This window comes from Paenibacillus sp. FSL H7-0690 (assembly GCF_037980415.1).
Lineage (GTDB): Bacteria > Bacillota > Bacilli > Paenibacillales > Paenibacillaceae > Paenibacillus_AQ > Paenibacillus_AQ odorifer.
This window is the reverse complement of record NZ_CP150281.1, coordinates 5,744,534-5,758,782: the sequence shown is the minus strand read 5'-3', so window position 1 is coordinate 5,758,782 and position 14,249 is coordinate 5,744,534. Positions and strand designations below refer to the sequence as shown.

The 14,249-nt window shown below is 47.8% G+C and carries 13 protein-coding genes and 1 pseudogene; 13 read left to right on the top strand and 1 reads right to left on the bottom strand.

The window, feature by feature from the left end; all coding sequences use genetic code 11:
• The 3 genes and pseudogenes from MHI32_RS25335 to MHI32_RS25325 all read left to right on the top strand — a co-directional run bounded on the left by MHI32_RS25335 (position 1) and on the right by MHI32_RS25325 (position 3,435).
• A complete protein-coding gene (locus MHI32_RS25335) occupies positions 1-1,416 on the top strand; it encodes a hypothetical protein (RefSeq protein ID WP_076302431.1) in 1,416 nt (471 codons plus the stop codon).
• Between the two features lie 235 nt (positions 1,417-1,651).
• Positions 1,652-2,494, top strand: a pseudogene (locus MHI32_RS25330) (IS1595 family transposase); the annotation flags it as partial.
• A 26-nt stretch (positions 2,495-2,520) separates the two neighbouring features.
• A complete protein-coding gene (locus MHI32_RS25325; protein ID WP_076280494.1) occupies positions 2,521-3,435 on the top strand; it encodes a phosphotransferase in 915 nt (304 codons plus the stop codon).
• A 328-nt stretch (positions 3,436-3,763) separates the two neighbouring features.
• On the opposite strand, the gene MHI32_RS25320 is transcribed toward MHI32_RS25325, so the two are convergent.
• Positions 3,764-4,516 (bottom strand): AAA family ATPase, encoded by a 753-nt coding sequence (locus MHI32_RS25320; RefSeq protein WP_076130435.1) that lies wholly within the window; start codon positions 4,514-4,516, stop codon positions 3,764-3,766.
• Positions 4,517-4,769: 253 nt separating this feature from the next.
• Between MHI32_RS25320 and MHI32_RS25315 the strand changes: the two genes are divergently transcribed.
• From MHI32_RS25315 to MHI32_RS25270, 10 genes are all read left to right on the top strand, one after another.
• Positions 4,770-5,870: a DUF3880 domain-containing protein gene (locus MHI32_RS25315; RefSeq protein WP_340012766.1), complete on the top strand. Its 1,101-nt coding sequence runs from the start codon at positions 4,770-4,772 to the stop codon at positions 5,868-5,870.
• 54 nt (positions 5,871-5,924) lie between these two features.
• On the top strand, positions 5,925-7,040 hold the full coding sequence (locus MHI32_RS25310; protein ID WP_076134266.1) for a glycosyltransferase: 1,116 nt from the start codon (positions 5,925-5,927) through the stop codon (positions 7,038-7,040).
• Positions 7,041-7,093: 53 nt separating this feature from the next.
• Positions 7,094-7,264: a hypothetical protein gene (locus tag MHI32_RS25305; protein ID WP_175619029.1), complete on the top strand. Its 171-nt coding sequence runs from the start codon at positions 7,094-7,096 to the stop codon at positions 7,262-7,264.
• Between the two features lie 171 nt (positions 7,265-7,435).
• A complete protein-coding gene (locus tag MHI32_RS25300; RefSeq protein ID WP_076280493.1) occupies positions 7,436-8,908 on the top strand; it encodes a glycosyltransferase family 4 protein in 1,473 nt (490 codons plus the stop codon).
• The gene (locus MHI32_RS25295) at positions 8,909-9,292 is read left to right on the top strand and encodes a hypothetical protein (RefSeq protein WP_340011220.1); all 384 of its coding nucleotides are present in this window, start codon (positions 8,909-8,911) and stop codon (positions 9,290-9,292) included. It begins immediately after the preceding gene.
• A 369-nt stretch (positions 9,293-9,661) separates the two neighbouring features.
• Positions 9,662-10,756 carry a UDP-N-acetylglucosamine 2-epimerase (non-hydrolyzing) gene (gene wecB, locus MHI32_RS25290; RefSeq protein WP_076195127.1) on the top strand — a complete coding sequence of 365 codons (1,095 nt, stop codon included), beginning with the start codon at positions 9,662-9,664 and terminating at the stop codon, positions 10,754-10,756.
• Entirely contained in the window at positions 10,746-11,732 is a 987-nt protein-coding gene (locus MHI32_RS25285; protein WP_340011218.1) for a polysaccharide biosynthesis protein, read from the top strand. Before wecB ends, MHI32_RS25285 begins: the two co-directional genes overlap by 11 nt.
• On the top strand, positions 11,729-12,568 hold the full coding sequence (locus tag MHI32_RS25280) for an SDR family oxidoreductase (protein ID WP_076130430.1): 840 nt from the start codon (positions 11,729-11,731) through the stop codon (positions 12,566-12,568). The genes MHI32_RS25285 and MHI32_RS25280 overlap by 4 nt, the downstream gene beginning before the upstream one ends.
• A complete protein-coding gene (locus MHI32_RS25275; RefSeq protein WP_340011215.1) occupies positions 12,565-13,536 on the top strand; it encodes an NAD-dependent epimerase/dehydratase family protein in 972 nt (323 codons plus the stop codon). The genes MHI32_RS25280 and MHI32_RS25275 overlap by 4 nt, the downstream gene beginning before the upstream one ends.
• On the top strand, positions 13,533-14,249 hold the full coding sequence (locus MHI32_RS25270) for a glycosyltransferase (RefSeq protein ID WP_076130428.1): 717 nt from the start codon (positions 13,533-13,535) through the stop codon (positions 14,247-14,249). Before MHI32_RS25275 ends, MHI32_RS25270 begins: the two co-directional genes overlap by 4 nt.

Below are 14,249 nucleotides of genomic sequence, written 5' to 3'. Positions count from 1 at the left end.
ATGAAAAAGTTCTGGAAACCGGAGTATCTCGTAGGCCTTGCCGGCTGCGGTATCATTATTTATTTGCTATTCGTAGGGCCTTTTATTGGTGTTGCCGATAACGGAGATTTTCTGCGTATGATGAATACCATCGGTCTGAACTACTATGATACTGGAGCATCGTATGCCGACCAGTTTTTCAATTTTAGTCATTCCAGTTTTGCGTATGAAAATTTATTTAGAGGTTTTTATCCATCCTCACAGATTTTTATAGTACTTGTGCCGAGATTGATCGGCGGGCTCATCCATGGCAGCTTTTTTGATGTTCGTTTGCTGGGTGCAGTTTATGGGCTTCTTTTACTGGCGGCAACTTGGCTGCTGGTGAAGTATAATGCTCGTGGCTCTTATGTTACAGGGCTGCTGTTGGGAGCAGCTATCTTATTTGTATTTTACGATATCGGGTATGTGGCCTATTTCAACTCCTTGTTTGGAGAACCAGTGTCGATGGTGTTTATGCTGCTGACATTTGCATTAGGATTAAGATTAACCAGCCAAGAGAAGCCAACCACTAAAGGATTAACCTTATTTTTTATCGCGATTCTGTTTCTGGTCACCTCCAAAATCCAGAATGCACCGATTGGGATTGCCTTTGCACTGATTTTCTTGCGGTTTATGATGCTTGACGGAGAGGGCAAATGGAGGAAGTTGGCGTTACGTTTTTCGATTGCCATCTTTCTTGTATCCATCGTTTTGTATGTGGCAGCGCCAAAAGATCTTAAGCATATTAATCTGTATCAAACGGTGTTTTTTGGGATTCTAAACGAATCGCCGGATGTGAAGGGAGACTTGCAGGATCTCGGATTGCCGGAGCGGCTGGAGGTACTGGCGGGTACAAATTATTTTCAGACCGATACAGTGATTAAGCAGGATGATCCTTCGCTGGTTCCGGACTTCTATGACCGTGTATCTCATAAAGATGTATTGTTCTTCTATCTGAAGCATCCGGACCGGTTGATAGATAATATGAAATATGCTGCGAGTAACAGCATGGCGATTCGCCCGTATTATCTAGGAAACTATGAGAAAAGCGAGAATAAACCAGCAGGTGCATTATCCTATACTTACAGTGCATGGAGCCAATTCAAAAACAAACATATTCCGCACACGCTCGGATTTCTCTCCATATTCTATCTGGTGTATTTTGCGGGAGCTTTGTTCCAGTATTTCCGCAGCAGGGATATTCGTGGCAAAGTTGCCGGCGAGCTGCTGATGCTGCTAGGGCTAATAGGGATTTTCTCCTTCTTGGTTCCGATTCTTGGGGACGGAAGGGCTGACATCGGTAAGCATTTATTCTTGTTTAATGTGTGCTTCGATATGATGGTTGTAGTCATGTTTGGATGGATTGTTCACAAGCTGACGGGGATTGCGAGACGCTAATTTCAAGCACCTATCAAACACAAAATAACACAAAGCAAACAGCAAGTTTCCGATTTGGAGACCTGCTGTTTTTTTAAAAATATGGCTATGTTAAACTTTGTTGTTGATATTCATAATTACGAACAAATGTTCTATAATAAGGGCGATATAACTGTTCGGAGATGATTTGCCCAGGGATTTAAAGGAACTGAAAAAGCTTGCTGATACGTTGGACGATAATGGTAAGCGAGAACTTATCTACTTTTTGCAGTCCCGAACCAAGGGAGTGGCACTTCCGGTTCGAGCGATTAATAAAATTCAAGAGCAGAAGCATAAATATGGACTTGTTTGCCCGCATTGCAAAAACCATTCTGTTGTTCGATTTGGAAAGTAGGCTGTAAGAACACGCACTGGAGAGGTTAAACGTCAACGTTACCGTTGTAAGTCCTGTCGCCAAACATTCAATGACCTTACGAACACCCCTCTGCAACGAATGAGGCGACCTCATATGTGGGTTCGTTATATCGAATGCATGATTGAGGGCTTTTCTCTGAGAAAATGTGCAGATCAGTTAAACGATGAAGTCACGCATGTCACCTTGTTTTACTAGCGGCATAAGATTCTTTCCGCTCTGAAGCAGATTCCAACCGAAGCATTTCAAGATATTGGTGAAATGGACGAGACCTACTTTCTTTACTCGGAAAAGGGCAAGCGGAATATTACCGAACGCAAGCCACGTAAACGTGGCGGCAAAGCGAAATATCGTGGTATAAGCCACGATCTAGTGTGCGTGCTGGTTGCCCGTGACCGTCAGAAAATGACTTACTCTGGCGTACTTGGGCGTGGACGTATTCGGATTACAAAATTAGACGAAGCGATTGGTGGTCATCTATCTGACTCAAACGTGTTATGCACTGATTCATGGAGGGCATTTAGCTCCTATGCGAATTCAAAAGGCATGACTCATTACCGATTCAAGTCCGACGGAAAACAACGTGTGAAAGGCGTGTACCATATCCAAAACGTAAACAGCTACCACAGCCGCTTGAAGAAATGGATGGATCGCTTCACTTTTAGGGAATGTAAACATCTAAATAACGTAAGGAACGAGGAGGCAGACAATTCATGGGAGGAACGAATGTATGGGATGCGGAGTGGGAGGTTAACGAAGAGCAGGCGCGGACGCTGATCGGCAGACAATTCCCTCAGCTGTCATCGAAGCAAGTGAAGCGATTGGGCTGGGGCTGGGACAATACGGTTTTTCTCATCGGTGACGAGTACGTGTTCCGGTTTCCAAGAAGAACGATTGCAGTTGGCTCGATTCGTATGGAAGGGAAGCTGCTGCCAAAGCTGGAGACATATATAACCATCCCCTATCCGAAACCGTTGTTTTATGGCGAAGCAAGTGACGAATACCCGGCACCATTTCTTGGCTATGACTACGTGCTAGGAGATTTCCCAATCGGTTTGACGGAAGAACGCCGGGCTTTATCGGCAGAGACGCTGGCGAAATTTTTGCGGAGATTGCATGAGTTTCCGGTGCAGGCGGCGCTGGAGTGCGGAGTTCAGCAAGATCATCGAAACTTGACGGACATAGCATCGCGCAAAGTGAAATTGGAGGGCTTTCTATCGAAGGTGGTTGAACACTTGTCGCCGGAGGAGTCCGGTGTGATCGAAGCGTATATTAGCAGGCTGCAAAAGGACCGTGTCGAGGCGGTGAATGCACTGCTACATGGCGATCTTCATTTCAAAAATATGCTTGTGAATGAGAACGGGATCGTTTCCGGCATCATTGATTGGGGCGATCTGAGCGTAGGCCATCCGGCTTGCGATTTGAGCGTTGCTTATAGCTTTTTACCACCTTACGCTCGCGGCGTGTTTTTCGAAACGTACGGAGGAGCGGACGAGGAAACGAAGCTACTGGCGCGGCTAATCGCGGTATACATCCCCATACTGATCTTAATGCAAGCGGTCGATGACGGGAATGAAGCAATTGCGGCAGAGGCGAAATCCAACATCATGCGGGCACTGTCGGATTAGGCTTATTATTTCGTTGCGGCTATGGGGCTATGGCTATCGGCACCATTTTGTCGTTTAAAGGCCGCGATAAGGTACGATCCGCCTTCTCTGATGCCGCTTTATGTTGAGGAACACGAAATTCAACAGAGTAAGTCGTTGCGCTAACGGGACACGATAGCTAGCAATAAACCGCCTTTTCAACGAAGGCGGTTTTCTTATGGTCAAATATCAACATTAGAATTTAACATAGCCAAAAATATAAGAATTTATATGTTCCATGTTGTAAATATCCTTATATTTCTCGCTTAAACGCTTACCGTCCTTAAAGGGACGTCGAAGTCGTGTATGCTTATTCATCTTCAAATAACTCACGCAACATCCCTTGACGATCGTTCATAAACGCTTTGGTCACGGTATAATGTTCGGTTTCCTCCAAGGCGACGGACCGTATTCCCTCCCCCTCCAAGAGAAAAATTTCAGCGCCGGGATAGGACATCAGAATGGGGGAATGTGTTGCGATAATGAATTGTGAATCTTGCCCGACCAGCTCATGCATACGCACCAGCAGAGACATTTGACGTAAGGGGGAAAGCGCTGCTTCAGGCTCGTCGAGGATATAAAGACCGCGGCCGCCGAAACGGTGAACGAATGTAGCTAAAAAAGACTCTCCGTGGGATTGCTCATGCAGAGATTTGCCTCCGTAGGAGTCTTTGATCGGTGGGCCACCGGGTTGTTCATCCAACTCATCAATATAAGAAGCCACATTATAGTAACTCTCCGCACGCAGAAAAAAGCCGTCCTTCGGCCGTCTAACCCCTCTAGCAATTCTAAAATACTCATAAAGATTCGAATGCGAGGAACGAGTGTTAAAAGAAAAGTTTAGCGTTCCACCCTCAGGGTTAAAGCCCCAAGCAGCAGCAATTCCCTCTAACAAGGTTGATTTGCCTGTGCCGTTCTCTCCAACAAGAAAGGTCACTGGTTTTTGAAAAGTCAGGCGATCCAGCGTTCGAACAGCAGGCAGATGAAATGGATAGGTTTGAAAGGATGGCACCAGATCACGCAGCAGCTCCGCGTGTCGCAAATACAACGTGGTGTTATTCATAGTTCCCCCCTTGTGAATTTCAAAAAGTAATCATCTTCGGACAGATTGGACAGAGATGACAAGTTTAGTGCCTCTAGCTAGACCTTTATAGTATAACAGCATCCAGCGAGTGGATGAAATCTGGTGGGGTTCGGGCAAGCCGGGCAAAAGACAGGGTACATCTGCCAATTTAGTTCTAGTAATGACAGATGTCCATGAGGCGAGTGCTGACTCCGCATATAGTTATACTGTCTTGAGAATACAACGGGGCAGGGTGAAGGCCGTGAAAGCGAAAAGGAGAAAACACAAGCGTCCGCGAGATTATCGCGACGGTTATCACGAAGGATATCGTCTTGGCATGTGTGAGGCTGTGCAGCGTCGGAGTACTGTAGAGGTCGAAGCCTGTCGGCCATTTAAGCTAATGTATGTTCCTCAAGGGTTCCATGCAATCGATACTGGGGTAATTGAGGCGCTTCAGCAGCTTGTAAGTGAGCTTGTGATAAGCACTCCAGAAACTATGCTGGAGACCGCAGCTCGGGAGATGCCCGGGGCAGTGCTGGTTATGAATGGACTGCATGTTTTTCCGGAAAATCATTTAGAACAGATTACAGAAATCAGAAAGCTGGGCATTCGGACTGCGATCTGGTTTGTGGATGATCCTTATTTTACAGAGGATACTTCAGTGATTTGCCGGCATTATGATCACGTCTTTACGCATGAGCTCGGTTGTGTGGAGTTTTATCAATCCTTTGGAGTTCCATCCGTTCATTATTTACCGCTTTGCGTCAATCCAAAGATGTTCTATCCGCGCCGTACGGCACCGCAGTATAAGTACGACATTGTGTTTATTGGCAATGCATTTCATAATCGGACAGCGCTGTTTGATGAACTTGCCCCCTATTTAAGGGATAAGAAGGTGCTGATCGCTGGCGGCTTCTGGGAACGGCTTGCGACTTATGACCAGCTTGCCCCTTTTATTAGCAATGGCTTTATCCCACCTGAGGAAACTGCGAACTATTACAGTGGTGCAAAGCTAGTCATTAATATTCACCGTCCGTGGGAGGAGGGGCAGGATAACCGGAATAGCTTCCGTTTACCATCACGCTCTATCAACCCACGTACTTATGAGATCAGTGCCTGCGGTACTATGCAGCTTACGGATGTTCGTGAGGATCTGGGCAATTATTATCGGCCAGGTTATGACTTGGATACTTTTGGCTCTGCTAAGGAATTGCAGGAGAAGATTGAGTACTATCTGAAGCATGAAAAAGAGCGCCGAATTTACGCTTTACGGGGACTACAGACAACCATGCGCAACCATACATTCACTGCGCGTTTGCCTCATTTGCTGAATGTGATTGCTTCAAGTGTATGAAATCTATAACGGGATAAAGGAGCGAGGATGATGATGAACAACAATGAATTTATTATGCCTGCACCACCGCTACCACTGACACCTCCAGAGGAAGAAAAGCTTCGTGGTCGTCTGAGTGGTTTTAAGGGCGGATATGATGAGGGATATTTACGGGGACGGCTTGCGATTTTAGATGGTCGGCCAGAAGAAGTATTTCCTGTACGGAATATTCATGTAATGTATGTGGCTTCTGGTAAAGGATATCCCTACTCTCCATTAGACGATGCAGTCCTCTACGCGCTGCAAAAATTAACCACACAAGTCACGATAACAGATGTGCGTCAAAACTTAGTGGAGTTAGCCGCCGCTCAAAGACCGGATCTGGTACTTGTGCTGGATGGTATGGATTTACCGCTTGAGCAGATCTCCGTTCTTCGGGCTAGCGGAATTAAGACAGCCATTTGGCTTACAGATGATCCTTATTACACTGATTTTACAGTTAAAATTGTGGCGCATTACGATTTTGTGTTCACGCTTGAGCGTAATTGTATTGATTTTTATAAGGGACTTGGCTGCCCTGAAGTTCATTATCTTCCTTTTGCCGCTCACCGCGAGCATTACCGTCCAACTACAACACGTTCACCATTGAATCGCGAAGTTAGTTTTATTGGCTCTGCCTATTGGAACCGGGTTAATTTCTTCCGTGAGATTCTTCCGGATTTGATGAACTATAACACGGTGATTAACGGCATCTGGTGGGACCGTCTGCCTGAGGCGGCACTCTATGGAGATCGAATTGAGATTGGTAAGTGGATGTCACCACAGGAAACAGCGGTAGCTTACAGCGGATCCAAAATCGTCATTAACCTCCACCGCTCGCACATTGATGAAGTAGTGAACAACAATACGCTTTCGATTCCGGCGGTATCTCCTAATCCGCGTACTTTTGAAATCGCGGCTACGGGTACGCTGCAATTAGTGGATGCCAGAGATGATATGGGATCTTTCTACAAACCTGGTGAAGAAATTGAGACTTTTGCAAGCCCTCAAGAAATGATGGATAAAATCCGTTATTACCTGACTCATGAGGAAGAACGCCGTGCGATTGCCCTGCGCGCTTTTGAACGGACGCTTAAGGATCACACCTACACCAAACGTATACACCAGCTGTTAACAGTAATTTATGGCTAGGTCATATGCCCGGAAATGGAACGGAAATGTGCGCTTACCAGGGGACAGGTGTCGTGCCGGCATCTGTTTTTCCTCGATATACTGTAGAACCGAACCTCAGCTTATGCCTGTGGCCTGATGAAAAGAAGCAACGTCTGGAGCGGGCTTGTATAGCGGAGCGGAAGCGACTGGCTAGATTCGAGAGCAGAGTGGAAGTAAAGGGGCGAAGCTCGGGAGCGAATTGAAATTGACTGACGAGATTCTAGAGCGAAGCGGAAGCGATGTTGCGAGTCACAGGAGCGACCATTTTCAAAGAGAGTTTTACTGCGAAGGACAGAACTTAGCGCAAAGTTTGTAAATTTTTTAAGGAGGTGAATGGCTGCTCCAGGCCCCTCGTTAGGGAGCGCCGAAACGCCATGGCTGACAAAGCTACAATCGTCCTCTTTTCACATGTATCCAATACACGCAGTATTACGGGAGCGGAGAAGCTATTGTTGTTTTTCGCTCAGGAGCTTTCTCCGTACTTTAATTGTATTCTCGTTGCGCCTCAGGACGGCAAGCTGACTTCTCAGGCTCGAAGCTGTGGAATAAGTGTACAGTTGCTTTCGATTCCTCTTTTATATGGAATGTACACTCCTTATGCAGGGTTGGAGGCAGATGCTCAGAAATTCCAGGAAAGCAGGGAGTATCACGAATTAACAGACTGGCTGAATTCCTTGCGCCCGGCGTTTGTTATTACAAGTACCTGTGTGCATGCTCTGCCAGCAATGGCTGCAAAGTCACTGGGCATTCCGGTGATATGGAAAATATCAGAGACGATAACAGACAATGAATATACACCTATTAGTGTAGGGCTGATTCATCGGAATAGTGATGAGATACTAGCTATTTCACAAACAGCTGCAGCTTGCTTTCCAGAGGACGTGAGAGCGGAAAAAGTGATCCAGCTGCCTCCCTCTTGGAATGATAAAGAGATGATGATTGAGGCTTGGAGCAAGCTTCGGAGCGAACGGCGGCGGGAATTGCGGGTTAAACCGCATGAACAGCTGATCGGTTATATTTCTTCTTTTATCAACAAAGAAAAAGGTCTAGAACATTTTGTGAAAATGGCTGTGCTTGTGCACGCGGTTCATCCAAGCTCGAAATTTGTTGTCATTGGGTCAGCTGGCGATAAAAGCTACTATGAGCGTTGTGTCCGCAAGGTAAAGCTTGAGGGACTGTACACCCGGTTTAAATTTGTTGGTTATGCTGAATGTCTTCCATCTGCCTATTGTGCCATGGATGTGCTAGTGGTTCCTAGTCTGATCCGCGAAGGCTTCGGTATGACTGCTTTGGAAGGAATGGCTTTTGGAAAGCCCGTGATCGCTTACGACTCTGGGGGCTTGCGGGAAATTCTGCACGCAGCGGGCTGCGGCGAAAATCTCGTGCCAGCATCGGACATTTCCGCGCTGGCAGAAAGAGTCAACGTCATGCTGGCGCAGCCGGGATTGGCGTTAACTCTAGGCAGTCAAGCGCGGGAGCGCGTCGACGCCGTATATGGTCCGGCGGCTTATCGGAGCCGCCTGCAGGGTCTTGCGGAGATGTGGAACCTCCGCTATTGCAGCGCACCTGCGGTGCGCGAGGCTGACAGCGTGGTGGTGGTGGAACCACCTGCTGTCCAGCCTGATTTACCCGCAGCGTCGCCGGCTTTGCCGCCGCGAAGCAAGGGTCTGCCGAGCCGCGTCGCCCGCAAGCGGCGCGGCAAAGCCCGGGCGCGCCGGCGAAGCGGGCGCCCGTTGGTTTTGCGCCGCGTTGCTCGCAAGCGGCGTAAAGGTTCTGCCCGGCGGCGCAGCACTGCCGGGGGTAAGCGCCGCCGGGCCCGCCGCGGTGGACGGCGGCGCGCGGCGTAAATGCCTCGATTGCAGCGAAGCGGCAAGCTGAGCGCAAAGAGAGGCATATTTGCCCTCGAATGCGTCGAATTCGGTAAGCTGAACGCAAAGAGAGGCATATATGCCCTCGAATGCGTCGAATTCGGTAAGCTGAACGCAAAGAGAGGCATATCTGCCCTAGATTGCAGCGAAATTGGCAAGCTGAGGGCAAAGAGAGGCATATATGCCCTGGATTGCGTGGAATTCGGCAAGCTGAGTGCAAAGAGAGGCATATATGCCCTCGAATGCGTCGAATTCGGTAAGCTGAACGCAAAGAGAGGCATATCTGCCCTAGATTGCAGCGAAATTGGCAAGCTGAGCGCAAAGAGAGGCATATATGCCCTCGAATGCGTCGAATTCGGCTAACTGAGCACAAAGAGAGGCAAAAATGCCCTTCATTGAGCTCATTCCAGCAACCTGAGCCAAATGAACGGTACATTTCCCGCTAAATGAGCTCATTCCAGCAACTTGAGCCAAATGAACGGTATAAATCCCGCTAAATGAGCTCAATCCAGCAACCTGGGCCCAATGAACAGTACATTTCCCGCAAAAAGAGCTCATTCCAGCAACCGGAGCCCAATGAGCGGTATAATTCCCGCTTATTGATCTCAATCCAGCAACCAGAGCCAAATGAACGGTATAAATCCCGCTCAATGAGCTCAATCCAGCAACCAGAGCACAGTCCGCTGACTGAGCCAAGTCAGACCATAATTAAACAGGCAGGGGAGTGAACTCATGAAGATCATGACGATTTTAGGCACGAGGCCTGAAATCATTCGCCTCAGTGTAATCATTCCGCTTCTCGACGAACATGCTGAGCGGCACATCCTGGTGCATACAGGCCAGAACTTCACCGCCAGTCTCAGCGGCATTTTCTTTGCTGAGCTGGGACTGCGGGCACCGGATTATGTGCTGCAGGATAAACAAGCAGGACTAGGCGGCCAGCTTGCCGCCATGTTCGGAGGGCTAGAAAGCATTTTACTAAAAGAACAGCCAGATCGCGTTTTGCTTCTGGGCGATACGAACAGCGCGTTATGCGCGATTTTGGCTGAACGTATGGGAATTCCGGTGGTGCATATGGAAGCGGGCAACCGCTGCTATGACCTCCAAGTACCAGAAGAGAAAAACCGCCGTGTCATCGACGCCGTTTCGACCATTAATATGCCTTATACGCAGCAGAGCAAAAGACATCTAATCAGCGAAGGTTTCCCCAGCAGGCGTATCGTGTTAACAGGAAATCCGATCCATGAGGTCATGACCCATTTTGAGCACAAAATCCAGACTAGCGACATTCTGGAACAGCTGAAGCTTACCGCAGGACAGTATTTCCTAGTCACGGCCCACCGTGCTGAGAATGTAGATGATCCAGAGTCCCTTGTACAAATTATGTCGGGTCTTAACGCAGTGGCTGAGCATTTTGGAATTCGTTTAATATGCAGCATTCATCCTCGCACTCGCTCCAAACTTACCGAGCAATTTTCCCTTCCAATGAACCCACTAGTTGAATTTCATGAACCTTTCGGATTTTTTGATTTTGTCTATTTGGAACAGCACGCCTTATGTGCCATCACCGACAGCGGGACTGTACAGGAGGAATGCTGCTTGATGAAAGTGCCAACAGTTACGATTCGCAGAACGACGGAACGTCCAGAAACAGTGGATTGTGGCAGCAATGTAGTCTCAGGTGTAGATCAGAAAAGTATTCTGCGCAGCGTCAAGCTGATGACGGCGCTCAATCGGGATTGGGAGGCACCGGAAGGATACATGACTCCGGATGTTTCGGTCAAGGTAGTTAAATTCTTGCTTGGAGGGAACCTGCATGTTCAATAATAAAAGGATTGTGGTCACAGGCGGAACTGGTTCCTGGGGGCATGAGCTGATTAGGCAACTTCTGCCACAAAATCCTAAGGAAATCATCGTATTCTCCCGCAGTGAATCCGCTCAAGTGGCGATGAGCCGGGAGTTTGAAGATCAACGTCTCAGCTTTATCATTGGCGATATCCGTGACAAGGATGCGCTGATTGCAGCCTGCCGTGGCGTTGATTATATCTTTCATCTGGCGGCGCTCAAACATGTTCCAGTCTGTGAAGATCAGCCTTATGAAGCACTCAAAACCAATGTAGTGGGAACTCAAAATGTGATCGAAGCTGCCATTGTAAATGGCGTTGAGAAAGCAATTTACATCTCTACCGATAAGGCTGCGAACCCATCCAACTTCTATGGAATGACCAAAGCGATCGGGGAAAAATTGTTCGTTTATGCCAATCTGATTGGCTCAAACACCCGGTTCGTTACTGTACGCGGAGGTAATGTGCTCGGAACGAACGGCAGCGTAGTGCATTTGTTCATGAAGCAGATTAAGGATAAGGGTCAGGTACGCATTACGGATATGAAAATGACCCGCTTCTTTTTTACCCTACGCGATGCTATTACGTTATTATTTAAAGCTTCTGAGGTTAGCTTGGGTGGAGAAATCTTCGTCATGACTATGCCTACCTGCCGAATTATCGATCTTGCTGAGGTGCTGATTGAGGCTTCCGGAGAGTCCAATGTGAGTATTGTTGAGACCGGGATTCGTCCGGGGGAGAAAATCCACGAGATTCTGATGAGCGATTTCGAAAGCTTAACTACCGTTGTCTACGATGAACAGTATCTAGTAATTCTCCCTACGCTGAACATGCCGGAATTAAAGGCACATTATAACGCTTATCCTCATGTCTCTTTCAATAGCTTCAGTTCAGAGACGAATCTGATGGATCGGGAAGAGATCAAAAGCATCTTGATCCGGGGAGGGTTCCTGCAATGAAGCTGCTTATCCTAGGTGGAAACGGTATGGCGGGGCATATGCTGGCGGATTATTTTCGCCGCCAGGGCAAGCATCACGTCTTCCATACAACCCGGGATAAGAGCGATCTTGGCGGGCTGTATGTAGATGCGAACGATATAGCCGGAGTTGAGAAGCTGGTCGATATCGTTTCCCCTCATTGCATTATCAATGCAATGGGGGTTCTCAATCAATTCGCGGAGCGTGACAAAATTGGGGCTTACCACGTGAATGGCTTTCTCCCTCATCACTTGTGGCGAAAGGCGGAGGATGTTCAGGCAAGGCTCATTCATATCAGTACCGACTGCGTGTTCGAAGGAACACGCGGAGGGTACACCGAAGAGGATGCTCCTGATGGAACCTCTGTATATGCAATTTCGAAAAGTCTCGGTGAGGTGCAAAAACCCGGGCATCTTACGATTCGCACTTCCATTATTGGTCCCGAAATCCGCTCAGGCGGTATTGGTCTGATGGATTGGTTCCTGGCGCAGAGTGGTAAAGTTTCAGGATACCGGCGGGTGATGTGGAACGGGGTCACAACGCTCCAATTAGCCAAAGCAGTGGATGTAATGCTGGATTCCCCCGTATCGGGGCTAATCCATTTAGCGCATCCAGAGCCGGTAAGTAAATATGAGCTGCTTCAGCATATTCAGGCGGCTTTTCATAAAGAAAATGTGGAGATCATCCCTGAGGATGAACATATTCAGGATCGTACACTAGTGAATACAAGAGCGGATGTCCTCTTGCCGCTGCCTTCATATCCTTTAATGCTGCAGGAACTGGCTGACTGGATGAAACAGTCAGAGATGTATTTATGACAGGTCAAAGACTTCTGATTACCGGAGCCGGTGGATTTACCGGGCAACATGCCGTTCGATTATTTTCGGCAGGAGGGGCTGAGGTTATCGCTGTATTGCGGCCGCAATCGACAGCTGCCTCCACTCTTTTTCCAGATGGAGTAAAGATATATATTTGTGATTTAAGTGACCGGAAAGCAGTAGCTGAGATGATCAAGCAAACTACACCGGACGCTGTCCTTCATTTGGCTGGGAAGAACTCCGTACCCGAGTCATGGCTTAATCCCTTGCTTTATATGGAGACCAATGTGATGGCCACCTTATATTTACTGGAGGCTATGCGAAGCCTGCCGAGCAGTCGGATTCTAGTGGCTGGCTCCAGACTTAAGTTCAAACCGGGTGTGGTGGCTGGGCCACCACACCCGTACAGTCTTAGCAAAACAATAGAAGAGCTGGTGTCCCTCGCTTGGGGCACCTTATTTAAACAGCCGGTTATGCTGGCTGAGCCCTGTAATCTGATTGGTCCCGGTCCTTCCACCGGCTTCTGCTCTTTATTAGCACAGCACATTGTCCGAAGTGAAGGCCAGCCAGAAGAGGAAATACCTCCATTTAAGCTCTCTTCTCGTTATGCGCTGCGTGATTTTTTAGATGTAAGAGATGCCGTTAGAGCTTATGATTACATTTTGCGTAAAGGTACAAATGGAACCATCTATCGCATCGATTCGGGGAAGCAGCGGGAACTCGGGGAGATCGCGGAGCAGTTGCTCAGTCATTCTGTAGGTCCAGTGCCAATGGACTGGGGACCTGCAGATGCTGAACGGGCTATTTCAGAGATCGCAACCACAGCGGATAAGAAGGTTCATTCAGAAGCATCAACCCCTGAGGCTGATGTGACTTCACTGGGCTGGCTTCCGGAAATTGGGCTTAACCAATCGTTAATGGATATTCTGAATTATTACCGAGTTAGCGGGGAGGGGAGGTTGTTATGAGACCGAAGGTTTCGGTAGTGATTCCTTTTTATAATTGTCCTTATATTGAGCACGCCCTGCAAAGTGCGTTCTCCCAGTCTTGGGAACCTTACGAAATCATTGTTGTCGATGACGGCTCGCATGCCCATAGCAATCTAATTACACCGTATCTTTCCCGAATTCATTATTTGGGCAAAGGCAATGGGGGAACCGCCTCCGCACTGAATCACGGTATATTGAATGCAACGGGTGACTATGTGGTCTGGCTTAGCTCGGATGATTTATTTTATCGGGATAAGATCAACAATCAGGTTCTGTTCATGGAGCAGAACCACTTGTTAATCTCCTATACCAACTTTAATTATATTAACGCTCAATCGCAGCTGGTTCAGCTGAATGCTGCGCCATTGTTTCCTAGTCACCTGGATTACTTACGTTGTTTTTTACACGGTAATCCCATTAATGGCTGTACGGTGATGTTTAAACGAGAGGTATTTGGAGCCATCGGGCTTTTTGATGAATCACTTCCTTACACCCATGATTATGACTTATGGTTCCGCGCCATTCTGAACGGATATCCACCGGTGATGTTGAATCAATCCCTCACAGCTTACCGGACGCATGAGGGCATGGGAACGATCAAATATTTTGATGTAATTATGGCAGAGGCAGCTGCGACCAATGCCCGCTACAAAAATTCGCTGCAGCACTTGATTTCTTCTATGGGGGGCTGA

Coding starts and splice junctions, on each gene's coding strand:
- MHI32_RS25335 (WP_076302431.1), top strand. CDS start 1: ATGAAAAAGTTCTGGAAACCGGAGTATCTCGTAGGCCTTGCCGGCTGC.
- MHI32_RS25325 (WP_076280494.1), top strand. CDS start 2,521: ATGGGAGGAACGAATGTATGGGATGCGGAGTGGGAGGTTAACGAAGAG.
- MHI32_RS25320 (WP_076130435.1), bottom strand. CDS start 4,516: ATGAATAACACCACGTTGTATTTGCGACACGCGGAGCTGCTGCGTGAT.
- MHI32_RS25310 (WP_076134266.1), top strand. CDS start 5,925: ATGCCTGCACCACCGCTACCACTGACACCTCCAGAGGAAGAAAAGCTT.
- MHI32_RS25300 (WP_076280493.1), top strand. CDS start 7,436: ATGGCTGACAAAGCTACAATCGTCCTCTTTTCACATGTATCCAATACA.
- MHI32_RS25295 (WP_340011220.1), top strand. CDS start 8,909: ATGCCTCGATTGCAGCGAAGCGGCAAGCTGAGCGCAAAGAGAGGCATA.
- wecB (WP_076195127.1), top strand. CDS start 9,662: ATGAAGATCATGACGATTTTAGGCACGAGGCCTGAAATCATTCGCCTC.
- MHI32_RS25285 (WP_340011218.1), top strand. CDS start 10,746: ATGTTCAATAATAAAAGGATTGTGGTCACAGGCGGAACTGGTTCCTGG.
- MHI32_RS25280 (WP_076130430.1), top strand. CDS start 11,729: ATGAAGCTGCTTATCCTAGGTGGAAACGGTATGGCGGGGCATATGCTG.
- MHI32_RS25275 (WP_340011215.1), top strand. CDS start 12,565: ATGACAGGTCAAAGACTTCTGATTACCGGAGCCGGTGGATTTACCGGG.
- MHI32_RS25270 (WP_076130428.1), top strand. CDS start 13,533: ATGAGACCGAAGGTTTCGGTAGTGATTCCTTTTTATAATTGTCCTTAT.